The organism is Streptomyces yamdrokensis, from assembly GCF_053890455.1.
Genome location: NZ_CM132679.1, coordinates 5,215,676 through 5,238,483, shown reverse-complemented (window position 1 = coordinate 5,238,483; position 22,808 = coordinate 5,215,676). Strand labels below are relative to the sequence as shown.

Genomic DNA, 22,808 nt, shown 5'->3' with positions numbered 1-22,808 from the left:
GAGGGTGTGCCTCGGGAACGGAATTCCATGCTCATTTCGGTCGGCGGGCCGCGACCGTTCCGCCCTGGGACGCTGAGGAGGGGCCGGGCGGCGGATGTCCGCCGGACGTGCCGCCGCCCTTCGCTCCCGCACCCCGGCCGCCCGAGAGCGGGGTCCCCGCTCTGTTAGATTGAGATTGGTCTAAACCACATGGCCGTCCCGCGCCCCTCGGGGACCGGTCCCAGTCGAGTCCCCTCTCAGATCGGCAGGCTCAGCGTGGAAGTTGTCATCGTTCCGGACGCCAAGGCCGGCGGCGCACTCATCGCCGGGGCCATGGCGGATCTCCTGCGGCGCACCCCCGACGCCCTGCTCGGCGTGGCCACCGGCTCGACGCCCCTGCCCGTCTACGAGGCGCTGGCGGCCCAGGCGCGCTCCGGCGCCGTGGACACCTCCCGGGCGAGGATCGCCCAGCTCGACGAGTACGTGGGACTGCCCGCCGATCACCCCGAGTCCTACCGGTCGGTGCTCCGTCGCGAGGTCCTGGAGCCGCTCGGCATCGGCATGGACGCCTTCATGGGCCCCGACGGCACGGCCGAGGACGTACAGGCCGCGTGCGAGGCGTACGACAGGGCGCTGGCCGCGGCCGGCGGCGTCGACCTGCAGCTGCTCGGCATCGGAACGGACGGACACATCGGGTTCAACGAGCCGTGCTCCTCGCTCGCCTCGCGCACCCGGATCAAGACGCTGACCGAGCAGACCCGGGTGGACAACGCGCGCTTCTTCGGCGACGACATCGACCAGGTCCCGCACCACGTCATCACTCAGGGTATCGGCACCATCCTGGAGGCCCGCCATCTGGTCCTGCTCGCCACCGGCGAGGGCAAGGCGGACGCGGTCGCCGCGACCGTCGAGGGCCCGGTGGCCGCGGTGTGCCCGGCGTCCGCGCTGCAGCTGCACCCGCACGTCACGGTCGTCGTCGACGAGGCCGCCGCGACCGAACTCAGGCTCGCGGACTACTTCCGGCACACCTACGCCGGCAAACCGGACTGGCAGGGGATCTGACCGAAGCCCCCTGGACACCCCTCGCCGCAGCTCCGGGACCGCCGCGATCCCGGGCGGCCGCGGTGGACTAGACCAACCCCGGGCCCGGCGGTATACAGGGGGGATCACGGAGCGTACGGGAAACCTTCCCGGCCGCGGCCGTGCCACGATGTGAGCCGGGGCCGATGGCGTGTCGGTCGTTCGGCACTCGGAGCCGGGAAGGCAGAGCATGAGCACCGACGTCAGCAGTACGGAGAACGAGGGCGGGACTACGGTCCGTACGGCGCGCGTGCCCAAGTACTACCGGTTGAAGAAGCATCTGCTCGACATGACGGAAACGGCCCCTCCCGGTACACCGGTCCCGCCCGAGCGCACCCTGGCGGCGGAGTTCGACACCTCGCGCACCACCGTGCGCCAGGCACTCCAGGAGCTGGTGGTCGAGGGGCGTCTGGAGCGCATCCAGGGCAAGGGCACCTTCGTCGCCAAGCCCAAGGTCTCGCAGGCGCTGCAACTCACCTCGTACACCGAGGACATGCGCGCGCAGGGTCTGGAGCCCACCTCGCAGCTGCTGGACGTCGGCTACATCACCGCCGACGACGGGCTCGCCTCGCTGCTCGACATCTCCCCCGGCGGGCGGGTGCTGCGCATCGAGCGGCTGCGCATGGCGAACGGCGAGCCGATGGCCATCGAGACCACCCACCTCAGCGCCAAGCGCTTCCCCGCCCTGCGCCGCAGCCTGGTCAAGTACACGTCCCTCTACACCGCCCTCGCCGAGGTGTACGACGTCCATCTGGCGGAGGCCGAGGAGACCATCGAGACCTCCCTGGCCACCCCGCGCGAGGCCGGCCTGCTCGGCACCGACGTGGGGCTGCCGATGCTGATGCTCTCCCGGCACTCGCTGGACCGGGGCGGGCAGCCGGTGGAGTGGGTGCGCTCGGTGTACCGGGGGGACCGGTACAAGTTCGTCGCCCGGCTGAAGCGCCCGCAGGACTGAGCCGTTGAGTCAGCCTTCCGTGGAGTTTAAGTACGCAATTCCCGCGAGGGGTTCCGCCCCGGTCCGGCGCTGACCTAGATTTCCTGCGCATTACGCAGCGCAGGCGATCAGCGAGGGGACGGAGTCGTTCGATGTCACAAGCCCCAGATTCCAGCAGAGGCCCGGTGGTGACGCCCGCGCGCGTCGTCATCGGCGTCTGTCTTGCAGCACCGTTCGTGGCCATGCTGTGGGTCGGTTCGTACGCGAGGACCGACCCCACCTTCATCGGCATCCCGTTCTTCTACTGGTACCAGATGCTGTGGGTGCTGGTCTCCACCGCGCTGACGGTGATCGCCTACAAGCTGTGGCAGCGTGACCAGCGTGTCCGCGCGGCGGCGAAGGGCGGTGCGCGGCGATGAACGACGGCGTGAACGGCGTGGCACTCGCCGTCTTCATCTTCTTCTTCGTCCTCGTCACGGCGATGGGTTTCCTGGCCGCCCGCTGGCGCAGGGCCGCCAACGAGCACAGTCTCGACGAATGGGGCCTGGGCGGACGGTCGTTCGGCACCTGGGTCACCTGGTTCCTGCTGGGCGGCGACCTGTACACCGCGTACACCTTCGTGGCCGTACCGGCGGCGATCTACGCGGCGGGCGCGGCGGGTTTCTTCGCCGTGCCGTACACCATCCTCGTCTACCCTCTGATCTTCACCTTCCTGCCCCGGCTGTGGTCGGTGTCGCACAAGCACGGCTATGTGACGACGTCCGACTTCGTGCGCGGCCGGTTCGGCTCGAAGGGGCTGTCGCTGGCGGTGGCACTCACCGGCATCCTGGCGACGATGCCGTACATCGCGCTCCAGCTGGTCGGTATCCAGGCCGTGCTGGACGTGATGGGCGTCGGCGGCGGCGAGGACACCAACTGGTTCGTCAAGGACCTGCCGCTGCTGATCGCCTTCGGTGTGCTGGCGGCGTACACGTACTCGTCGGGTCTGCGGGCCCCGGCGCTGATCGCGTTCGTGAAGGACACGCTGATCTACCTCGTGATCGCGGTGGCGATCATCTACATCCCGATCAAACTGGGCGGCTTCGACGACATCTTCGCCAGGGCGAGCGAGGCGTACAGCGAGACCAACCCGGCCACCGGCGCGCCGCGCGGTTCGCTGGTGCCGGCCGAGGCGGGCCAGTGGACCTACGCCACGCTGGCGTTGGGTTCGGCGCTCGCGCTGTTCATGTACCCGCACTCGATCACCGCGACGCTGTCCTCGCGCAGCCGTGAGGTGATCCGCCGCAACACCACGATCCTGCCGCTCTACTCGCTGATGCTGGGCCTGCTGGCGCTGCTCGGCTTCATGGCGATCGCGGCCGGGGTCGATGTCAGCAACGGGCAGCTGGCGATCCCGCAGTTGTTCGAGAACATGTTCCCGGCCTGGTTCGCCGGCGTGGCCTTCGCGGCCATCGGCATCGGGGCGCTGGTGCCGGCGGCGATCATGTCGATCGCGGCCGCGAACCTGTTCACCCGCAACATCTACAGGGACTTCATCAAACCGGACGCGACGCCGGCGCAGGAGACCAAAGTCTCCAAGGTGGTCTCGCTCCTTGTGAAGGTGGGGGCGCTGGCCTTCGTCCTCACCATGGACAAGACGGTCGCCATCAACTTCCAGCTCCTCGGCGGCATCTGGATCCTGCAGACCTTCCCGGCGCTGGTGGGCGGCCTGTTCACCCGCTGGTTCCACCGCTGGGCGCTGCTCGCTGGCTGGGCGGTCGGCATGCTCTACGGCACGGTCGCGGCGTACGGGGTGGCCTCGCCGACGCAGAAGCACTTCGGCGGTTCGTCGCAGGAGATCCCGGGCATCGGCGAGATCGGCTACATCGGCCTCACCGCCTTCGTGATCAACGCTCTGGTCACGATCGCCCTGACCTTCGTCCTGAGGGCGGTCAAGGCTCCCGAGGGCGTCGACGAGACCCGGCCGCAGGACTACACGGCGGACGCGGGCGACCCGGGGGTCAGCACCGAGCTGCCCCTGGACACGGCCGGCAAGGTCGATACGGCCGCCGAGGGCACACACTGACGCGGTACGGCGAGGGCACACACTGACGCGGTACGGCGAGGGGCCGCCGGATGTCTCCGGTGACCCCTCGCCGTACCCGTGGGGCACACTCGCCCCATGGACACCGTCATCCGGCCGGTGGAGCCGTACGAGTTCGAGGAGCTCGGTGAGATCACCGCGCAGGCCTATCTGCGCGACGGGCTGCTCGACTTCGGGGAGAGCGACGCGTACCTCGGTGAGCTCAGGGACGTCGCCGGGCGGGCCGCGGCCGCCGGGGTACTGGTCGCCGTGGAGGGGACCGGGGCAAAGGCGGGCGGCGCGGGGAGAGTGCTGGGCGGGGTGACGTTCGTACCGCGCGGCGGGCCGATGGCCGACATCGCCGGGCCCGGCGAGGCGGAGATCCGGATGCTCGCGGTCGCCCGTGCCGCCCGGCGCCGGGGTGTCGGGGAGGCCCTCGTCCGCGCCTGCGCCGACCGGGCACGGGCCACGGAGGGGTGCGTACGGGTCGTGCTGTCGACCCGGCGGACGATGCGTGCGGCCCACCGCGTCTACGAGCGTCTCGGTTTCGTCCGCTCTCCCGGGCGGGACTGGAACCCTGTCCCGCACCTGGACGACATCACGCTGCTCACCTATGAGCTGACGCTCTGACACCCCTGCGCCCCTCGCCGCTCGCCGCTCGCCCCTGCGCCGCAATACCCGCCGGGACACAAGATATGGGACTGCCGACAGCACCCGGCACAAGATGTATGCTCATGCTCGCTGTCGCCGCAGGGGAATCCGGTGCGAATCCGGAACTGTCCCGCAACGGTGTACTTGTGCGTGTTCACGTTTCCCGTGTGCCCGCACGGGCTTGAGTCCGAGGACCTGCCGACAGTGCACCCGGCCGTCCGGTCCGGGTGCCCGACGTCCGGGCCTCGTGGAATGGGCCGGTGGACGCGTGGCGCGTGTGCGTGCCCGTGCGCTGCCCCCTGCCCTTGCGAGGCCCCGTGCCGAGCGAGGGAGAGCCCCACGTGACCATCGCGCCAGCCGATCCTGCTTCAGCGGTCGACGTGAGCGACGGCCCCGGTGCCGCGCTGCTGCGGACCCTGACCGAGCTGACCGCAGACCTCCAGGGCGCCGACCCCGGCCGGGTCGCCGCCGCCGCGCTGCGCGGCCGGTCCGCGCACGCGGACGAGACCGAGCTGCGCGAGCTGGCCACCGAGGCGGCGGCCGGACTCATTTCCGAGGACCCCGTCCACTCCCGGCTCGCCGCCCGGCTGCTGACCCTCGGCATCCGCGCCGAGGCCGCCTCTCAGGGGGTCACGTCGTTCACGTCGTCGATCGCGACCGGTCACCGTGAGGGTCTCGTCGCGGACCGGACCGCCGCGTTCGTCCTGGGGCACGCGGACCGACTCGACGCGCTGATCGACCCGCAGGCCGACGACCGCTTCGGCTACTTCGGGCTGCGCACCCTGCACAGCCGCTATCTGCTGCGGCATCCGGTGACCCGCAAGGTCGTGGAGACACCGCAGCACTTCCTGCTGCGGGTCGCCGCCGGCCTCGCGAAGGACGCCGGGAACACGGACGTCCGGCCGGTGGACGAGGTCGCCGCGCTGTACGGCCTGATGAGCCGCCTGGAGTACCTTCCCTCCTCCCCCACCCTGTTCAACTCCGGTACCCGGCACCCCCAGATGTCGTCCTGCTACCTCCTCGACTCCCCGAAGGACGAGCTGGACTCCCTCTACGACCGCTACCACCAGGTGGCCCGCCTCTCCAAGCACGCCGGCGGCATCGGCCTTTCCTACTCCCGCGTCCGCTCCCGGGGTTCACTGATCCGCGGCACCAACGGGCACTCCAACGGCATCGTCCCGTTCCTGAAGACCCTGGACGCCTCGGTCGCCGCCGTGAACCAGGGCGGCCGGCGCAAGGGCGCGGCGGCGGTCTACCTGGAGACCTGGCACTCTGACGTCGAGGAGTTCCTGGAGCTGCGCGACAACACCGGTGAGGACGCCCGCCGTACGCACAACCTGAACCTCGCGCACTGGGTGCCGGACGAATTCATGCGCCGGGTGAACGCCGACGCGCCCTGGTCGCTGTTCTCCCCGTCCGACGTTCCGCACCTGGTCGACCTGTGGGGTGAGGAGTTCGACGCGGCCTACCGGGCCGCCGAGGCCGCGGGCCTGGCACGCAGGACGATCCCCGCGCGGGAGCTGTACGGGCGCATGATGCGGACCCTCGCCCAGACCGGCAACGGCTGGATGACGTTCAAGGACGCCGCCAACCGCACCGCCAACCAGACCGCCGAGCCCGGCCACGTCGTCCACTCGTCCAACCTGTGCACGGAGATCCTCGAGGTCACCAGCGACGGGGAGACCGCGGTCTGCAACCTGGGCTCGGTCAACCTCGGCGCGCTCGTCGACCGGGACGCCGGTGACCTGGACTGGGTGCGGCTGGACGAGACCGTGCGCACGGCCGTCACCTTCCTCGACCGGGTCGTGGACATCAACTTCTACCCGACCGAGCAGGCGGGCCGCTCCAACGCGCGCTGGCGCCCGGTGGGGCTGGGCGTGATGGGCCTCCAGGACGTCTTCTTCGCCCTGCGCCTGCCCTTCGACTCGCCCGGGGCCCGGCGGCTCTCCACCCGGATCGCGGAGCGGATCATGCTCGCCGCGTACGAGACCTCCGCCGACCTGGCCGAACGCGAGGGTGTCCTGCCGGCCTGGGAGCACACGCGGACCGCCCGGGGCGTGCTGCACCCCGACCACTACGACACCGCTCTCGCCTGGCCCGAGCGGTGGTCGGCGCTGCGCGAGCGCATCGCGTCCGTCGGCCTGCGCAACGCGCTGCTGCTGGCGATCGCGCCGACCGCCACCATCGCGTCCATCGCCGGCGTGTACGAGTGCGTCGAGCCGCAGGTGTCCAACCTGTTCAAGCGCGAGACGCTGTCCGGCGAGTTCCTCCAGGTCAACCCGTACCTGGTGAACGATCTGAAGCGGCTGGGCGTGTGGGACGCGCGGACCCGCGAGGCGCTGCGCGAGGCCGGAGGCTCGGTGCAGGAGGTCCCCTGGATCCCCGAGGAGGTGCGCGAGCTGTACCGGACCGCGTGGGAGATCCCGCAGCGCGGTCTGATCGACATGGCCGCCGACCGCACCCCGTTCCTGGACCAGTCGCAGTCGCTGAACCTGTTCATGGAGACGCCGACCATCGGCAAGCTCTCCTCGATGTACGCCTACGCCTGGAAACGGGGTCTGAAGACCACGTACTACCTGCGCTCGCGTCCGGCGACCCGCATCGCCCGCGCGGCCCAGGCGCAGACCACCACCGCCCCCGTTCCCGCCCCTGCCCCCGTCCGGCAGCCGGCCGCCGGCCCCGAGGCCGTCGCCTGCTCCCTCGAGAACCCCGAGTCCTGCGAGGCCTGCCAGTAATGACCAGCACCACGGGCGCCACCCGGACCCAGAACCTCCTCGACCCGGGCTTCGAGCTCACCCTGCGCCCCATGCGCTACCCCGACTTCTACGAGCGCTACCGGGACGCGATCAGGAACACCTGGACCGTGGAGGAGGTCGACCTCCACTCGGACGTCGCCGACCTCGCGGAACTGAGCCCCGCGGAACAGCATCTGATCGGCCGCCTGGTGGCGTTCTTCGCCACCGGCGACTCGATCGTGGCCAACAACCTCGTGCTCACCCTCTACAAGCACATCAACTCCCCGGAGGCGCGGCTGTATCTGTCGCGGCAGCTCTTCGAGGAGGCGGTGCACGTCCAGTTCTACCTGACGCTGCTGGACACCTATCTGCCCGACCCCCAGGACCGGACGGCCGCGTTCGCGGCCGTGGAGAACATTCCGTCCATCCGGGAGAAGGCCGAGTTCTGCTTCCGGTGGATGGACTCGGTGGAGAAGCTGGACCGGCTGGAGACGCGGGCCGACCGTCGCCGCTTCCTGCTCAACCTGATCTGCTTCGCCGCGTGCATCGAGGGTCTGTTCTTCTACGGGGCGTTCGCCTACGTGTACTGGTTCCGCAGCCGGGGCCTGCTGCACGGTCTGGCGACCGGCACCAACTGGGTGTTCCGGGACGAGACGATGCACATGTCCTTCGCCTTCGACGTGGTCGACACCGTCCGCGAGGAGGAGCCGGACCTGTTCGACGACGAGCTCCGGCAGCAGGTGACGGACATGCTGCGCGAAGCGGTCGAGGCGGAGCTGCAGTTCGGGCAGGACCTGTGCGGTGACGGGCTGCCGGGCATGAACACCGGGTCGATGCGGCAGTACCTGGAGTGCGTGGCCGACCAGCGGCTGACCCGCCTGGGCTTCGAACCGGTGTATGGATCGGACAATCCGTTCGCGTTCATGGAACTCCAGGGGGTCCAGGAGCTGACGAACTTCTTCGAGCGGCGTCCGTCCGCGTACCAGGTCGCCGTGGAGGGCGCGGTCGACCTGGACGAGGACTTCTAGCCCGTCGGGCTCGGGTGCCGCCCCGTCTCATGCCGCCCGTGCGGTGCGGCGCGGGGTGGCACCCCGTGCGGGGGCGTGGTGCCGCTCGGCGGCGGCTCGGCCGGTCCCGGCCTGCTTCAGCTGCCGGTCGATCCTCCGGTCGTGCGCGATGCCGATGGCGGCGGGGAGGACCATCGGGACGAGCAGTCCGAGAACGGTCAGCATTCCGATCAGTGCTTCCACCTGTGTCGTATCCATGGACACCACTGTCACGCCTGACACTCCTTACCGAACAGTGGCAGGGCTGCCGCACACCCTCGATTTACTGCCAGCGGCAGGGCACACTGGAGCCATGCTCCGCAACGTCGCCGCTGTCCTGCTCGACAACGTGAACCCCTTCGAACTCGGCGTCGTCTGTGAGGTCTTCGGCGTCGACCGCAGCGACGACGGCCTGCCCGTCTACGACTTCGCGGTCGCCTCCGCGGAAGGCCCCTCGCTGCGCAGCAACACGGGTTTCACCATCCAGGTCGAGCACGGCCTGGACCGGCTGGAGGCAGCGGACCTCATCGCCGTACCCGCCGGGTCGTGCTACGAGACGCGGGACTTCCCGCCCGAGCTGCTGGAGGCGCTGCGCCGGGGCGTGGACCGGGGGGCCAGGGTGCTCAGCGTCTGCTCCGGCGTGTTCGTGCTGGCCGCCGCCGGCCTCCTCGACGGCCGGCGCGCCGCCGCGCACTGGCGGCACGCGGAGGCGCTGACCAGGAAGTACCCCCATCTGACCGTCGAACCGGATGTGCTCTACGTCGACGAGGACCCCGTGATCACCTCCGCCGGCACCGCCGCCGGGATCGACGCCTGTCTGCATCTCGTCCGCAAGGAGCAGGGCCCCGGGGTCGCCAACCGGATCGCCCGGCGCATGGTGGTGCCCCCGCACCGGGACGGGGGCCAGGCCCAGTACATCGAGCGCCCGCTGCCGCTGCCCGGCGGCGACAGCGTGGCCGAGGTGCTGGTGTGGATGGAGCGGCATCTCGACGAGGAGGTCACCGTCGAGCAGCTCGCGGCCCGCGCCCTCATGTCCCCGCGCACCTTCGCCCGCCGCTTCCAGCAGGAGACCGGCACCACGCCGTACCGCTGGATCCTGCGCCAGCGTGTGCTGCTCGCCCAGCGTCTGCTGGAGGGGACCGACGAGACGGTGGACGCGGTCGCGGGCCGTACGGGCTTCGGCAACGCGGCCGCGCTGCGCCACCACTTCGTACGCGCCGTGGGAACGACCCCGAACGCCTACCGGCGGACGTTCCGTGGCCCCGAGGCCGCGTGAACGCCCGCCGGAGGTGACGGTTCCGCCGGCTGTGACGGTTCAGCGCGCGACCGGCCTCAGCATCAGCCGGTTCGGGCGCAGGGTGATGCCCACGCGGGTGGTGCCGTCCGAGCCGGGCACGTGCTCGAAGCGGAACTTCGTCGCCAGCGCGGCCGCGATCAGGCTGAGCTGAGCCATCGAGAAGTGATCGCTCGGACACTTGCGGTTGCCCACGCTGAACGGACTCATGGCGTATTTCGGAACGTCCTTCGCACGCTCCGGAAGCCAGCGGTCCGGGTCGAACTCCAGGTTGCGCTCGTACGACTTCGGATCGCGCTGGATCGCGAACGGACTGTAGATGATGTCCGCCCCGGCCGGAATGCGATAGCCACCGAGCTCCGTATCCCTGACCGCCCGGCGGGTCAATATCCAGACAGCGGGACGCAAACGCATGGCTTCGACGACGACATTGTTGGTGTGCGTGAGCTTGTGGATGTCCTCGAATGCCACCGGGCGGCCTCCGGTAACGGCGAGAACCTCGTCGCGCATCCTGTCACCGTGTTCCGGATGCGTGGCAAGTGCCTGCAGCAACCACATGATCGTGGAGCCGATCGTTTCACCGCCGGGGGTGAGTATCGCGAGCACCTGGTCGTGGATCTCCTGCTCCCCGATCGGGTCGCCATTGTCGTCCTTCGCCTCCAGCAATGCCGTCAGCAAATCGTCCGGCTTTTGACCGGATGCACGGCGCTCGACGACGATCTCGTCGACCACACGATGCAAATCGGCCAAGGCCCGGTTGAATTCGCGATTGGCCGGAAGAGGCAGCTTGTACAGCGGACCGAGCGGCAGCACCATCCGCCGGTACATGCCGCGGAAGACGGTGGAGAGCGCGACGCACAGCCGGTCCGCCCGCTCGTCCGTGTAACCGCCGCGCAGGAGACAGCGGGCGGCGATGCGCACGGCGACCCGGAACGCCTCGGTGGTGCAGTCGACCGGCTCCCCCGGCGCCCAGCGCCCGGTCAGCGCGTGGGCCTCCTCCTCGATGACCGGGCCGTAGGCGGGGATCGCGTCGAGCCGGAAGGCGGGCTGGATGGTGCGCCGCTGGCGCCGGTGCAGCGGGCCGTTGGCCGTGGCCACGCCCTCCTTCCCGAGCAGGTCCTCCATCGACTCCCACAGGGGGCCGGAGATGATGTAGTCGGTGCTGAGGGCCAGCGCCCCGGTGAGAGCGGGCGTGGTGACGGCGTACACGGTCTTGGGGCCGAGCCTGAGCCGCACGATGTCGCCGTGGTCGCGCAGCTGGGACATGAAGGCCAGTGGATCGCGGACCAGTTTGAGGCCGTGGCCGAGGCCGGGGACCCCTCCGCCGGCCACCGGCGCCACGCGCGGCCCGGTCGCGTCGGCCCTCACCCGGGCCGCCTCGTCGGATGCTGCGGTCGTCGCGGATACCGCGGTCGTCGCGGATGCTCCGGATGCGTCTGGTGCGTCGGGTGTCACCGACTCGACGGTCATTTCTCACCTGCCGCTTCGTTGTTGACGTACGGGGGCGTGGACCGGTCGTCCCAGCTGTCGACCCTGTACCGGCCGGACTCGTGGTGGAACCAGTAGACGGAACTGAACCAGTTCCGCATGTTTTCGAGGCAGGCACGCACGGCCACACCCCGTTCCTTTCCTCCTACCGTGCCGTCGTCGAGACCGTCGGCGAATCGTAGGACTTCTTGTTCGGCGTCGATGAATTCGGTGACGCATTCCTCGACCCGGCGCCTCACATCGGCGGCCGCCTCTTCGGGAGTCAGTCCTTCATGTGCGATGAGACTGATTCCGAGATTGTGCACCTCATTGCCCGCCAGTTCCTTCGGGAGTGAGCAGAGGTCGTTGTACCAGGCGGCGAATTCCTGACTCAGCAGGGCCGCCCTCCGATAGGACGGGTTCTTCCGTACGGAGTCCGGCAGTTCACAGCCCGCACTCAGCTCCAGGAGATCGGTCCAGATCCAGTGGGCGAAGGTGAGCCGGCGCAGTTCCAGGTATTCCTCGACGGTCGGTACGATCCCCTCCGTACGATTGCGGAATTCCCGGTCGTACGCCTCGATCACCGTGTGGAAGTGCCGGGCGAACCGGACGTTCCACGTGTCCGGAAGGAACGAGTACAGCCGCCGCACACCGTCCGCGAGCCCGGCCACCAGTGCGTCTTCGTGACGCAGGTGGTCCGTGGGACGGTCGAGGGCCGTGTGCAGGTGGTCCTTCAGCCGCCGCCAGGCGCCGGAACGGCCGTGCACGACGTCGCGGTCGTGCCGGTCGTCCCAGACGAAGAACCACGCGCTGTAGTCCGCTATCGCCTGGAGGGCCTCGTCGGCGGCGCCGGTGTAGTAGCCCGCCATGAGGTCCGTGTAGCACAGTCCGTCGGCATATTCCTCCACCTTCTCGGCCGGCATGAGCCGCTTTTCGAGCAGCCACGCACGGGTCTCCTCCTGGAGTTTCGGCCAATACGGATGGAGTTGCCGGGGAAACGCCGCCTCGATCACCGGGAGGAACAGCGCCGGTGGAACTGCGATGGTGGTCGGTTTCGATGTGGTGCCGTGTGACAAAGCATGCACGAACAATCCCCTCTCAGCCGCCAGTCGGCGTGCGCCCCGTCCCCCGTGCCGGGCGCGCGCCGTTGCGTATCCCTGTCCCTCCATTCAGCACCACAACTGACCGTTCTGGGAACGCATTTGCCTCCTTCACTACCCGAGGGTGCCGAGAACCTCCCCTTGTGTGTCTGATTCCGGGCCGCCGGTCCCCCGAGAGGTCGAACATCTGCCGGAAAGACGAACGGCGCCCGGTCCGGCAGGGATGCCGGGCCGGGCGCCGTGCGCGAGGGAGTTCCGTGGACCAGGGGCCGAGAGGGTCGAGGAGGCCCGGACGCGACGGGCATGACGGGAGATCAGTCGTTGGCGACCACGGGGTAGCGCGGCTCGTTCTCGGCCATCTGCCGCAGCGCGTCCTTGCGTTCCCGCTTGGAGAGCCGGTCGATGTAGAGGTAACCGTAGAGATGATCCGTCTCGTGCTGCAAACACCGTGCGAAGTAGCCGGTGCCGCGCACCTTGACCGGGTTGCCCAGTTCGTCCTGACCGGTCACCTCGGCGTAGTCGGGCCGGGCCAGCGGGGCGTACGCCGTGGGGACGGACAGACAGCCCTCGTTGGAGTCGTCCAGCCGGCGCTTCTCGGCGGGCAGTTCGACCAGCTCGGGGTTGCAGACCACGCCGACGTGGCGCGCGCCGTCGTCGTCCGGGCAGTCGTAGACGAAGACCTTCAGGCCGACACCGATCTGGTTGGCGGCCAGACCCACACCCTCGGCGGTGCGCTGGCTGGCGAACATGTCCGCGACCAGCTGCTGGAATTCCGGGCCGAAGTCGGTGACGTCCCGGCACTCCTTGTGCAGCACCGGGTTGCCGACCACGGTGATCGGCCGCGAGGTGCCGCGCTCGACCCAGGCGGCCTCGCGCTCCGCGCAGCCCTCCGTGTCGATGACGTACCCCTCCTCGTCGACGGGGAGCACGCCCGCGTGCTGCTGATCGGTGTCCTGCTGAACCATGACCGACGTACGCCTTCCTGGAAAACATGGGGTGTGGTGCTGATACAGGGTACGGCGGACGGACGTCCCGCCGACCTGCTCCCACCCGCGGCCGGTCCGACAACCGGTCCGGTGGTCCGCCCCGTGAACGGGCCCCGGGAACGCCCTAGCAGACCTCTTCGAGGTCCCGCCAGTCCCGCGAGTCCGGGCTGTCCGCGACCCACCCGTCCAGCAGACCTCGGACCAGCGAGGCCGGCGCGGCCAGCCCGCACTCGCGCTCGGGCACCCACAACTGCCCGTCGGTGCGGTGACCGAGCGGTCCGGGGTGTCCGGGCTCACTGTGGTCGTGCGGGTCGAGATGCTCGCCCTCTCCCTCGTCGGACGGCATCCGGGACTCCGAGCACAATCGGCACAGCAGCCGCACCGAGGACGACCAGTCCTCGGCGGCGAACCCGGCGTCCGCGGCCAGCTGCTCCAGGGCGTCCCGGTCGGCCTCGCTCGCGGCCTCCAGCAGGACCACCCACGTGGGCACCGGCGAGGGCGCCCACAACTCGATCTCGTCGAACACCGGGTAGGTGTGCCCGACGGCCGTGCTCCGCTCGCCGTGCGGCACCCCGTCGTGCAGGACGACCTCGCCCCAGCGACGGCCGGAGGACGGCAGCGGAATGGACAGCACCTCGATCCGGGCGGGGTCGAGCCGTCGCCCCCAGACGACCTCTGCCTCCCCCTCCGGGGACAGCCGCACGGCCGCGCTGCCCAGGTCCATGCCGAGCGGCTCACCGGAGTCGGTGGGACTCCCCGGCACCTTCAGCCCGTAGGCCTGCCAGGCACGGCGGGCCAGCGGCCAGTCCTGCAGGGCGGTGCCGGCGATGCCGACGTTCCACCAGTCCGGCGCGCCGGTGTCCCGGTCGAGCAGCGCCACGGCCCTGAGGCCCGCTGCCCGCGCCTGCTCCCAGTCGTGCCGGAACTTGTGCAGCAGCGCGAGGTTGAACCAGGACTCCGACAGCCAGGGTTCCAGATCGGCGGCTCGGGTGAGCAGCGCGCCCGCGTCCTCGTAACGGCCGTCGCCGATGAGTGTGAACGCGCGGTCCGTGGCCTGCCGCCAGGAGGCGGAGGGCCTGTTCCGTCCCTTGCCGAAGATCCTCACGATTCCCGCCTGCCAGTTCCGTGCGGTGGGCGGCCTAGCCCCCGGACACCGTCTCCTTCGCATCCAACCACGTACGGCCGGAAGGGCGCTCATTACCCATGGGTTACCCCGGACCGGTCCGGGTCAGACCGTCCGGTTCGCGGCTCTCGCCGCGGTCGGGCGCCTGTCCTCACGCCGGTTCTCGCGCCCCTTCCGCCGTCGCTCCCCACCTCGTCCTCACATCCCGATCCTCATATCCCGGCCTCCGCGGTCCTCCGGCGGCCTCCGCGGCCTCCCGCTGCCTCACGACCGGCCGCCTCCGTCGTCGTACCCGTCCGCCTGCTCCCTCGCCCTGGCCCTGGACAGCACCCGGGCCAGGGATTCGACGACCTGGGGCGCGTACTCGCCGGCGGTGCCGAGGCGCAGTTCCTCCAGTGCCGTCAACGGCCCGCCGGGGCCTCCTGCCCGGGACTTCTCGTCGTACGCGTTCACCACCCGGACGATCCGCGCGGCCAGCGGCTGATCCCAGTGCGGTTCGGCCTGCCTCTCCACGATCCCGGCCACCCTCGGGTCCACCCCGGTCTGGCGGACCACGGCGCCGCCGAGCAGGGCGATCCGCCGCTGTTGCGGGGCCGGCAGGACGGCGGTGGCGCCCGCCGGCACCGGGTCGACAAGGCTGAGCTGGCCGATGTCGTGCATCAGGGCCGCGTACTCCAGCACCACCAGATCCGGCTCGGTCAGCCCCAGGTCTCGGCCCACCGACCGGCTGAGGTCGGCGACCCTGCGGGCGTGCCCGGCCGGGGTGCAGCCGGCGATCTCGGTGGCCCGCGCGAGGGAGGCGATGGTCTGCCGGTAGGTCGCCCGGACGGCCGCGTACCGCCGGTAGGACAGCTGTGCGAGCAGCAAGGGCACGGAGAGCAGGGGCAGCGCCCACAACCCCACGGCCGCGACGCCGAGCGCCATCACCGCGCCCGTCGCGACGACGGCGGCCCCGATGCCGGGCAGCGCCCTCAGCTCGTCACGCAGCACCGGCGGGAAGGGCCAACCGGTGCGGGAACGGGCCAGAGCGGCGGCGAGCACGGCGTCGCACAGGGCGGACAGCGACAGCAGGACGAGCAGCAGCAGCGCGTAGGCGGGGCCGCCCCAGTCGTCGAACGTCCCCCTGCCGTACAAGGGCTGGACACACACGGCGACGAACCCGACGGTGAGGGTCCGGCGGGCCAGCCGGTCGCGGGTGGGTCCGTGCCCGCGACCGATGTGCGGCACGCTGCCGAGCAGGGAGGCGGCGAGGACCACGACGACGGCCTGGGCCACGCCGTGGTGGCCGGGCCGCCCACCGGCCTCGCCGAGCAGCGCGTACGCCAGTGACCCGGCGGCGGCGAGCGGCGCGGCCTGACGGACCCGCGGTCCGTCGCGGGGCTGCGTTCCGGCGCCCGGCAGCGCTCCCTCACCGGGCTGCCGTCCGTCGCGGGGCCGCCGCGGGCCGTGGTACCGCGTGAGCTCCCCGACGGCGACGAGTACGCCGAAGGCGAGGGCGGTGCCTCGTTCCGCGACCCCGTGCCACAGGGTGGCGCCGAGGCAGCCGACGGCGAGCGCGGCGGCGCAGGCGTGCACGAGGGTGTGCGGCCGCGGGGTCACCGGCGTGCCCCGGGCGAATCGGCGGCCGGCTCGGCGACCGGCGGGGCGGGCGGGCCCGAGGGCTGTCGGACGTCCTCGGCCGTCACCGCGGGATGCCAGCCGGTCCGGCCGATCGCCCGCACCAGCGCCTCCACCATCCGCGGGTCGAAATGGCCCCCCGCGCACCGCTGGAGCTCGTCCAGCGCCACGGGCACCGGCCGCGCCCTGCTGTAGGAGCGGTTGGAGGTCATCGCGTCGAAGGCGTCGGCGACCGCCACCACGCGCGCGGACTCCGGGATCTGACTTCCCGCCAGCCCATAGGGGTAACCACTGCCGTCCAGCCGCTCGTGATGGTGCAGCACCGCCGCGCGGGCCTCGCCCAGGAAGGAGATCCCCCGGACCATCTCGTGCCCGTACTCGGGGTGCAGTTCGATGACCCGCCGCTCCTCGGGGGTCAGCGGCCCGTCCTTGGTGAGCAGCCGGGTGGGCACCCCGAGCTTGCCGACGTCGTGCAGGATGCCGGCGAAGCGCAGCACCTCGGTCCGCTCGTCGTCCATGCCGAGCTCGCGCGCGATCATCGTGGAGGCCTGACCGACCCGCTCGCTGTGGCCGCGTGTGTACCCGTCCTTGATGTCGACGGCCCGCACGAGCGCGCGGATCGTGGCCTGGTGGGCGGCCCGCTCCCGGTGGTACTGGGCGAACGCCCACCACGAGACGTACATCGGCGGCAGCACGAGCAGCGCGGCCACGGGCCCGTGGGTGCTGCGCCACAGCAGGGCCATCATCAGTCCGGCCAGCCCGTGCACGGTGACCGGCGCGAGCGACCGCAGGAACAGCCGCCACCAGGTCGCCTGCCGGGTCCCGCGCCGCGTCGTCCGCCAGGTCGTCCGGCTCCCGGGCCGGAGCGGCAGGCCGCCCACGAGCACCAGGATGCCGCGGTCCAGCAACGTCAGCACCAGGCAGAACACCAGCACCGAGGCGCCGGCCGCGCCCAGCGCCGCGGGAACGTCGCCGTCCGCGATCGTTTCCCGGCCGCCGGCCGCACGGTGTGCCCGGCTCGCGGCCCACACGGCGAGGGCCAGCTGCCCGGCCCGCCAGATCCGCCGCGCGAGGAACGGCCGCTGCTCCACGGGGGTGAGCAGCGCGCCGGGCAGCGCGACCAGCGCCGCGGCGGCCGGCGGCAGCAGAAAGGCCGCGGCGAGCAGTACGGGGTGGAAGGTGCCGCCGGAGTTCGGGGCACCGAGCTGCCGGGACCGGACGAGGCGTTCGCAGCAGACGTACAGCCCGGCGAGCGACGCGACGGCCCGCCAGGAGACGTCCGGACCGTACGCCGCCCACACCGGCAGCGGCGACCACGGCACCGCCGGCAGCAGACAGAGCAGGCCCGCCGCGGCGACACCGGCCAGGTACACGCGGGCCCGTGCCGGTGAGACCTCCATCAGACCCCTCCCCCGACCGTGCCGACCGTGCTCGGCCTGCCGCCTGTCAGGGTCTGGAGCCTAGGGGGACGAACGGCGCCTCCGCGGGCCCCTGGCCCGCGGATTAGCACGTACGGGTGAGGTCGCTCCTCTTTCGGAGGTGCTTACCGGGGCGGCCGTTCGGCGGGCGTTCGAACAATGGACCTCGGAGAGGCCGGGGTTCCTGAAGGACTCAGGACTCCTGCGGCGCCGGAGCGGCCTGGGGCTGCTGTGCGGCCGCCTCGGAGACGGTGACGTCCTGATCGGGAACGGTCTGGCCCGAGCGGATCACGTCGATCCGGCCCATGACCTTGGCACGCAGGTCGCCCGGCACGTCGTCCTGCCCGCAGCACCGCTTGACCAGCTTCTTCACCGCCTGCTCGAGCCCGTACTTCTCGAGACAGGGCGAGCATTCCTCGAAGTGGTGTTCGAATTTTGCGCAGTCGGAGTCCGGCATCTCACGGTCGAGGAACTCGTAGAGATGATCGAGGATCTCGCTGCAATCCGTTTCGTGCGGCTCTCCGCAGCTCATGACCTCGAGCCTTTCGCTTCGTTCGACTCTCCGGCGCCCGCAGGGACCAGTCCACGCTCGCGCGCGTAGTCCTCGAGCATGCCGCGCAGCTGACGGCGGCCGCGGTGCAGCCGGGACATCACGGTACCGATGGGTGTGCCCATGATGTCGGCGATCTCCTTGTAGGCAAAGCCCTCGACATCCGCGAGATACACGGCGATGCGGAACTCCTCGGGGATCGCCTGGAGCGCTTCCTTGACGTCCGAGTCGGGAAGGTGGTCCAGCGCCTGCGCCTCCGCGGAACGCAGACCGGTCGACATGTGCGACGCGGCCCGCGCGATCTGCCAGTCCTCGATCTCCTCGGCCCCGCTGCGCTGCGGTTCCCGCTGCTTCTTGCGGTACGAGTTGATGAAGGTGTTGGTGAGGATCCGGTACAGCCACGCCTTGAGGTTGGTGCCCTCGCGGAACTGGTGGAAGGACGCGTACGCCTTGGCGTACGTCTCCTGGACCAGGTCCTCGGCGTCCGCCGGGTTGCGCGTCATGCGCAGGGCGGCCGAGTACATCTGGTCGAGGAACTCGAGCGCGTCCCGCTCGAAGCGCGCGCTGCGCTCGGCGGTCGACTCCGCCCGCTTGTCGCCCTGGCCCTCGGGCTGCTCCGCCTGGCCGTGTTCGGTCCCTGCGTCGGTACCGGGAACCGGACCCACCTCCTCCAGAGTTGTCGTGGGACCGGAAGCGGTCTCACTCGAATCGGAGGATAGACGACGATCCGGTCCGTCCGCCGCCCGAAGAGGGACGGTCCTGGCCGCGTGCAGCACCGTCCAGTCCAGCTCGGTGCGCCCCTTGCGGCTCGGGCAGAAGGTCGAACCCATGCGGCGGACTTCCTCTCCTACGACTACGACGGCTGCGCCGGCGGACCGGCGGACACGTCGGCGTCAACAGCGGGGGTCGTCCGGACATTCCCGAAGCTTTACCCGGGCGGGTGCGGGTGGGCGGCGCTCACTGCTCCACCAGGGAGCCGACCCACCGCACGACAGCGTCCGTGACGACTGCCAGGGCCTCCTCCTGCGTGATGTCCGCCCGCTCGGGGACGGCGAGACCGTGATCGCCGTGCGCCACCTCGACCAGTTCGTACGTCCCCTCGGGGAACTCTCCGGGCCTGCCGAAGGGGTCGTTGCCGCCCTGTACGACGAGGGTGGGCACCCCGGCCCCGAGCAGCTCGTCGGCGCGGGACTTCTCGGGCCTGCCCGGCGGGTGCAGGGGGAAGCCGAGGGCGAGCACCGCGCGGGCGCCCAGTTCACCGGCGGTCCGGCAGGCGACGCGGGCTCCGGCGCTGCGCCCGCCCGAGATCACCGGCAGGCCCGGCTTCGTCAGCGCGGGCCAGAGGCCGCGCCAACCGGTGTCCAGGGTCTTCGGCGCGGGGGCCACCTTCTTGCCCGCCACCCGCCAGGGCTGCTCCACCAGCGCCACCGTCGTGCCGTGCGCGGGCAGCACGGCGGCCAGGGCCCGCAGGTCCCGGGCTTCGATGCCGCCGCCGGCGCCGTGACTCAGCGCGAGGACGAAACGCGCGGTGTGCCGGGCGGAGTGCCAGGTGATGCGGGCAGGACCGGCGTCGGTCCCGACGGTTTCGACGGTCCCGGCCGACGGCGGTTTTGCCGGGCCGACCGCGGCAGGAGCGTTCCTCGTGTTCTTCACAGACATCACATCAGAAGAGTGTGCTCTCTTCCGGTGCCTCCAGTTCCCTCAGCAGCTCCGGGCCGTTGTTGCGGACGTTGCTGACCGCGGTGGAGACCGGGAAGGCGCGCATCAGGCCGGAGGGCGGTGGCGCGAGAAGCCCGCGCAGCTCCTCGGTGTCCGTGCGGGCGGGGTCGAGCCAGGCGTCCCAGCGGTCCGGTGTGAGCATCAGCGGCATCCGCGGGTGGATGTCGGCCAGAGTCCTCGGGCCGTCCGCCGGCGCCACCGCGAGCGGCGTGGTCTCCGCCTCGGTGGTGATGACGGTGCACGTCGCCCACCAGGCCCGCGGATGGTCGTCCGGCAGGGTCCGGTCCCGCCAGAACTCGTACAGCCCCGCCATCGCGAACACCGAGCCGTCGGCCGGTGTCACGAAGTACGGCTGCTTGCGCGGGCGCTTGCGTTTGCCCTCGGCCTCCAGGTCCCGCTCCTGCGTGCCGGTGACCCACTCGTAGTAGCCGTCGGCGGGCAGGACGCAGCGCCGGGCGGCGAAGGCGCGACGGTAGGACGGCTTCTCGTGGACGGTCTCCGCACGGGCGTTGATCATCCGGGCCGCGCCCTCGGGCGTCTTGGCCCAGGACGGCACGAGGCCCCACTTCAGCTTCCGCAGCTGCCGAACCGGCCTCGGGTCGTCCGCGTCCTTCACCGCGCGGTCGAGCACGGCGAAGACCTCTTTGGTGGGTGCCACGTTGTAGTCGGGCTCCGGGGCCTCTTGCGGATCCCACTTATCGATCTCAAAGACTCCTGCGAGATCCTCGGGCCTGCGACTCGCTGCATACCGTCCGCACATACGTGCAACACTGCCAGACTCCGCGCCACCACGAGGAGCTCCCGCCCCACATGGACAGCACCGCATCCGCCTCGCTCACCTCCCTCTGGGACGAGGTCACCGGCACCCAGCCCGACCCGGACCTGTGGGTGGTGATCGCCACACTGGCCGCCGCGCTCGTCGTGGTCACGCCGCACGGGCTGTGGCGGCTCTCGCGCAACGCCATCACCATCGCGCACGAGGGGGGCCACGGGCTCGTGGCGCTGCTCACCGGCCGCACCCTCACGGGGATACGCCTCCATTCGGACACCAGCGGCCTGACCGTCAGCCGCGGCAAGCCGACCGGCATCGGCATGATCCTCACCGCCGCGGCCGGCTACACCGCTCCCCCGCTGCTGGGCCTCGGCGGCGCGGCGCTGCTGGGCGCCGGGCGCATCACGCTGCTGCTGTGGCTGGCCACGGTGCTGCTCGTGGCGATGCTGGTCATGATCCGCAACGCCTACGGGGCGCTGACGGTGCTGCTCACCGGTGGCACGTTCGTCGTCGTCTCCTGGCTGGCCGGCCCGCAGGTCCAGGCGGCCTTCGCGTACGCCGTGGTGTGGTTCCTGCTGCTCGGCGGGGTGCGCCCGGCGTTCGAGCTCCAGGCCAAGCGGGCACGCGGCGGCGCGGGCGACTCGGACGCGGACCAGTTGTCCCGGCTGACGCACGCACCGGCGGGGCTGTGGTTCCTCCTGTTCCACGCGGTGTCGCTGTGCTCGCTGCTCGGCGGTGGGCGGTGGCTGCTGGGGCTGTGACGCCGCAGGAGTGACCCGGGGACGGTGGTCGCCGGCGCGTCAACAGGGGTGTCCACCACGCGGGGCGCCCCTCGTACTCCACCGAGGGGCGCCCCGTGGAGGGGTTCGGCCCGGGGGACAACGGTCCGGGCCGGCCGTCCGGGGTGTCCCGGGCACGCCCGGTGGCCGGGACCGCCACTAAAGTGGTGCGCATGACCGCTGATCCCGCGCACACCGACCTCTGGCCCGCCCCGCACGCGAGCGGATCCGTCGACGCGACGGTCCATGTGCCGGGGTCGAAGTCGGTCACCAACCGTGCTCTCGTACTCGCCGCCCTCGCCTCCGAGCCCGGCTGGCTGCGCCGCCCGCTGCGCTCACGCGACACGCTGCTGATGGCCGGCGCGCTGCGGGCCATGGGGATCGAGATCGAGGAGGGCGTGGGCCCCGACGGCACCGGTGAGGCCTGGCGGGTGCTGCCCACGGGCCTGCGCGGCCCGGCCACCGTCGATGTCGGCAACGCCGGCACGGTGATGCGGTTCCTGCCCCCGGTGGCCGCCCTGGCCGACGGTCCCGTCCGGTTCGACGGCGACCCGCGGTCGTACGAGCGCCCGCTGAACGGCGTCGTCGACGCACTGCGTCACCTGGGTGCCCGGATCGACGACGACGGCCGGGGCGCACTGCCGCTGACCGTGCACGGCGGCGGCGCCCTGGAGGGCGGCCCCGTGTCGGTGGACGCGTCCTCGTCGTCGCAGTTCGTCAGCGCGCTGCTGCTGTCGGCGCCGCGTTTCAACCAGGGTGTCGAGGTCCGGCACACCGGCGCCACGCTTCCCTCCCTGCCGCACATCCGGATGACCGTCGACATGCTCCGCGCGGTGGGCGCCCAGGTGGACAGTCCGGAGTCGGGCGGCGAGCCCGACGTCTGGCGGGTCACCCCGGGTGCCCTGCTCGGACGGGATCTCACCATCGAACCCGACCTGTCCAACGCCCAGCCGTTCCTGGCGGCGGCGCTGGTGACCGGCGGCCGGGTGTTCGTCCCGGACTGGCCGGCCCGTACCACCCAGCCCGGTGACCGGCTGCGGGAGATCTTCACCGAGATGGGCGGTTCCTGCGAGCTGACCGAGCAGGGGCTGGAGTTCACCGGTTCCGGATCGGTCCACGGCATCGACGTGGACCTCGGCGAGGTCGGTGAGCTGACGCCGGGCATCGCGGCCGTCGCGGCGCTCGCGGACACGCCGTCCACTCTGCGTGGTGTGGCCCACCTCCGGCTGCACGAGACGGACCGCCTGGCCGCGCTCACCAAGGAGATCAACGAGCTCGGCGGCGACGTCACCGAGACCGCCGACGGTCTGCACATCCGCCCGCGCCGGCTGCACGGCGGCGTCTTCCACACGTACGAGGACCACCGCATGGCCACCGCCGGTGCGATCATCGGCCTCGGAGTGGAGGGCGTGCAGATCGAGAACGTGGCGACCACGGCGAAAACCCTCCCGGACTTCCCCGCGCTGTGGGCCGGGATGCTCGGGGCCTAGGACCGC

Annotated in this window: 21 protein-coding genes and 1 riboswitch; of the genes, 10 read left to right on the top strand and 11 right to left on the bottom strand. The window is 71.2% G+C overall.

All coding sequences use genetic code 11. The annotated features are described in order from the left end of the window. Positions 1-255 precede the first annotated feature (255 nt). The 7 genes from nagB (at position 256) to ACWZEH_RS23420 (ending at position 8,469) form a co-directional block, all read left to right on the top strand. Positions 256-1,041 carry a glucosamine-6-phosphate deaminase gene (gene nagB / locus ACWZEH_RS23450; RefSeq protein WP_456193085.1) on the top strand — a complete coding sequence of 262 codons (786 nt, stop codon included), beginning with the start codon at positions 256-258 and terminating at the stop codon, positions 1,039-1,041. A 208-nt stretch (positions 1,042-1,249) separates the two neighbouring features. After that, positions 1,250-2,014, top strand: coding sequence for a GntR family transcriptional regulator (locus tag ACWZEH_RS23445; protein ID WP_456193084.1), 765 nt, complete (start codon positions 1,250-1,252; stop codon positions 2,012-2,014). A gap of 131 nt (positions 2,015-2,145) precedes the next feature. Next, entirely contained in the window at positions 2,146-2,412 is a 267-nt protein-coding gene (locus ACWZEH_RS23440) for a DUF3311 domain-containing protein (protein WP_456193083.1), read from the top strand. Further along, the gene (gene mctP / locus ACWZEH_RS23435; protein WP_456193082.1) at positions 2,409-4,058 is read left to right on the top strand and encodes a monocarboxylate uptake permease MctP; all 1,650 of its coding nucleotides are present in this window, start codon (positions 2,409-2,411) and stop codon (positions 4,056-4,058) included. Before ACWZEH_RS23440 ends, mctP begins: the two co-directional genes overlap by 4 nt. A gap of 96 nt (positions 4,059-4,154) precedes the next feature. Beyond that, positions 4,155-4,685: a GNAT family N-acetyltransferase gene (locus tag ACWZEH_RS23430; protein WP_456193081.1), complete on the top strand. Its 531-nt coding sequence runs from the start codon at positions 4,155-4,157 to the stop codon at positions 4,683-4,685. A gap of 98 nt (positions 4,686-4,783) precedes the next feature. Further along, a riboswitch (cobalamin riboswitch) is annotated at positions 4,784-4,923 on the top strand. 124 nt (positions 4,924-5,047) lie between these two features. Beyond that, the gene (locus tag ACWZEH_RS23425; protein ID WP_456193080.1) at positions 5,048-7,441 is read left to right on the top strand and encodes a ribonucleoside-diphosphate reductase subunit alpha; all 2,394 of its coding nucleotides are present in this window, start codon (positions 5,048-5,050) and stop codon (positions 7,439-7,441) included. Beyond that, positions 7,441-8,469 carry a ribonucleotide-diphosphate reductase subunit beta gene (locus ACWZEH_RS23420; protein WP_456193079.1) on the top strand — a complete coding sequence of 343 codons (1,029 nt, stop codon included), beginning with the start codon at positions 7,441-7,443 and terminating at the stop codon, positions 8,467-8,469. Before ACWZEH_RS23425 ends, ACWZEH_RS23420 begins: the two co-directional genes overlap by 1 nt. Positions 8,470-8,496: 27 nt before the next feature. Here ACWZEH_RS23420 and ACWZEH_RS23415 read toward each other — a convergent pair whose 3' ends face one another. Then, positions 8,497-8,706, bottom strand: a complete 210-nt coding sequence (locus ACWZEH_RS23415) for a hypothetical protein (RefSeq protein ID WP_456193078.1) — start codon at positions 8,704-8,706, stop codon at positions 8,497-8,499. 94 nt (positions 8,707-8,800) lie between these two features. Between ACWZEH_RS23415 and ACWZEH_RS23410 the strand changes: the two genes are divergently transcribed. Continuing rightward, on the top strand, positions 8,801-9,763 hold the full coding sequence (locus tag ACWZEH_RS23410; RefSeq protein ID WP_456193077.1) for a GlxA family transcriptional regulator: 963 nt from the start codon (positions 8,801-8,803) through the stop codon (positions 9,761-9,763). 39 nt (positions 9,764-9,802) lie between these two features. On the opposite strand, the gene ACWZEH_RS23405 is transcribed toward ACWZEH_RS23410, so the two are convergent. The 10 genes from ACWZEH_RS23405 to ACWZEH_RS23360 all read right to left on the bottom strand — a co-directional run bounded on the left by ACWZEH_RS23405 (position 9,803) and on the right by ACWZEH_RS23360 (position 20,521). Beyond that, positions 9,803-11,251 (bottom strand): bifunctional albaflavenone monooxygenase/terpene synthase, encoded by a 1,449-nt coding sequence (locus tag ACWZEH_RS23405; protein ID WP_456193076.1) that lies wholly within the window; start codon positions 11,249-11,251, stop codon positions 9,803-9,805. Then, the gene (gene cyc1, locus ACWZEH_RS23400) at positions 11,248-12,333 is read right to left on the bottom strand and encodes an epi-isozizaene synthase (RefSeq protein ID WP_456193075.1); all 1,086 of its coding nucleotides are present in this window, start codon (positions 12,331-12,333) and stop codon (positions 11,248-11,250) included. The genes ACWZEH_RS23405 and cyc1 overlap by 4 nt, the downstream gene beginning before the upstream one ends. A 329-nt stretch (positions 12,334-12,662) precedes the next feature. Continuing rightward, on the bottom strand, positions 12,663-13,313 hold the full coding sequence (gene def / locus ACWZEH_RS23395; protein ID WP_456193074.1) for a peptide deformylase: 651 nt from the start codon (positions 13,311-13,313) through the stop codon (positions 12,663-12,665). Between the two features lie 145 nt (positions 13,314-13,458). Then, the gene (locus ACWZEH_RS23390) at positions 13,459-14,439 is read right to left on the bottom strand and encodes a tetratricopeptide repeat protein (RefSeq protein WP_456193073.1); all 981 of its coding nucleotides are present in this window, start codon (positions 14,437-14,439) and stop codon (positions 13,459-13,461) included. A gap of 282 nt (positions 14,440-14,721) precedes the next feature. Further along, entirely contained in the window at positions 14,722-16,056 is a 1,335-nt protein-coding gene (locus tag ACWZEH_RS23385; protein ID WP_456193072.1) for an HD-GYP domain-containing protein, read from the bottom strand. Further along, positions 16,053-17,474: an HD-GYP domain-containing protein gene (locus tag ACWZEH_RS23380; protein ID WP_456193071.1), complete on the bottom strand. Its 1,422-nt coding sequence runs from the start codon at positions 17,472-17,474 to the stop codon at positions 16,053-16,055. Before ACWZEH_RS23380 ends, ACWZEH_RS23385 begins: the two co-directional genes overlap by 4 nt. Positions 17,475-17,685: 211 nt before the next feature. Further along, positions 17,686-18,024 (bottom strand): mycothiol system anti-sigma-R factor, encoded by a 339-nt coding sequence (gene rsrA / locus ACWZEH_RS23375; protein ID WP_456193070.1) that lies wholly within the window; start codon positions 18,022-18,024, stop codon positions 17,686-17,688. Next, a complete protein-coding gene (gene sigR, locus ACWZEH_RS23370) occupies positions 18,021-18,707 on the bottom strand; it encodes an RNA polymerase sigma factor SigR (protein ID WP_384018920.1) in 687 nt (228 codons plus the stop codon). Before sigR ends, rsrA begins: the two co-directional genes overlap by 4 nt. Before the next feature lie 292 nt (positions 18,708-18,999). After that, entirely contained in the window at positions 19,000-19,701 is a 702-nt protein-coding gene (locus tag ACWZEH_RS23365; RefSeq protein ID WP_456193069.1) for an alpha/beta hydrolase family protein, read from the bottom strand. Positions 19,702-19,705: 4 nt separating this feature from the next. Continuing rightward, positions 19,706-20,521: an SOS response-associated peptidase gene (locus ACWZEH_RS23360; RefSeq protein WP_456193068.1), complete on the bottom strand. Its 816-nt coding sequence runs from the start codon at positions 20,519-20,521 to the stop codon at positions 19,706-19,708. 50 nt (positions 20,522-20,571) lie between these two features. Between ACWZEH_RS23360 and ACWZEH_RS23355 the strand changes: the two genes are divergently transcribed. Then, on the top strand, positions 20,572-21,294 hold the full coding sequence (locus ACWZEH_RS23355) for a M50 family metallopeptidase (RefSeq protein WP_456193067.1): 723 nt from the start codon (positions 20,572-20,574) through the stop codon (positions 21,292-21,294). Between the two features lie 191 nt (positions 21,295-21,485). Further along, positions 21,486-22,802, top strand: coding sequence for a 3-phosphoshikimate 1-carboxyvinyltransferase (gene aroA / locus ACWZEH_RS23350; protein ID WP_456193066.1), 1,317 nt, complete (start codon positions 21,486-21,488; stop codon positions 22,800-22,802). Positions 22,803-22,808 lie beyond the last annotated feature (6 nt).

Excerpts from the sequence above, each read along its gene's own strand:
- ACWZEH_RS23445 (WP_456193084.1), top strand. The coding sequence starts at position 1,250 with ATGAGCACCGACGTCAGCAGTACGGAGAACGAGGGCGGGACTACGGTC.
- ACWZEH_RS23440 (WP_456193083.1), top strand. The coding sequence starts at position 2,146 with ATGTCACAAGCCCCAGATTCCAGCAGAGGCCCGGTGGTGACGCCCGCG.
- mctP (WP_456193082.1), top strand. The coding sequence starts at position 2,409 with ATGAACGACGGCGTGAACGGCGTGGCACTCGCCGTCTTCATCTTCTTC.
- ACWZEH_RS23430 (WP_456193081.1), top strand. The coding sequence starts at position 4,155 with ATGGACACCGTCATCCGGCCGGTGGAGCCGTACGAGTTCGAGGAGCTC.
- ACWZEH_RS23420 (WP_456193079.1), top strand. The coding sequence starts at position 7,441 with ATGACCAGCACCACGGGCGCCACCCGGACCCAGAACCTCCTCGACCCG.
- ACWZEH_RS23415 (WP_456193078.1), bottom strand. The coding sequence starts at position 8,706 with ATGGATACGACACAGGTGGAAGCACTGATCGGAATGCTGACCGTTCTC.
- ACWZEH_RS23410 (WP_456193077.1), top strand. The coding sequence starts at position 8,801 with ATGCTCCGCAACGTCGCCGCTGTCCTGCTCGACAACGTGAACCCCTTC.
- ACWZEH_RS23405 (WP_456193076.1), bottom strand. The coding sequence starts at position 11,251 with ATGACCGTCGAGTCGGTGACACCCGACGCACCAGACGCATCCGGAGCA.
- def (WP_456193074.1), bottom strand. The coding sequence starts at position 13,313 with ATGGTTCAGCAGGACACCGATCAGCAGCACGCGGGCGTGCTCCCCGTC.
- ACWZEH_RS23380 (WP_456193071.1), bottom strand. The coding sequence starts at position 17,474 with ATGGAGGTCTCACCGGCACGGGCCCGCGTGTACCTGGCCGGTGTCGCC.
- rsrA (WP_456193070.1), bottom strand. The coding sequence starts at position 18,024 with ATGAGCTGCGGAGAGCCGCACGAAACGGATTGCAGCGAGATCCTCGAT.
- ACWZEH_RS23365 (WP_456193069.1), bottom strand. The coding sequence starts at position 19,701 with ATGTCTGTGAAGAACACGAGGAACGCTCCTGCCGCGGTCGGCCCGGCA.
- ACWZEH_RS23360 (WP_456193068.1), bottom strand. The coding sequence starts at position 20,521 with ATGTGCGGACGGTATGCAGCGAGTCGCAGGCCCGAGGATCTCGCAGGA.
- ACWZEH_RS23355 (WP_456193067.1), top strand. The coding sequence starts at position 20,572 with ATGGACAGCACCGCATCCGCCTCGCTCACCTCCCTCTGGGACGAGGTC.
- aroA (WP_456193066.1), top strand. The coding sequence starts at position 21,486 with ATGACCGCTGATCCCGCGCACACCGACCTCTGGCCCGCCCCGCACGCG.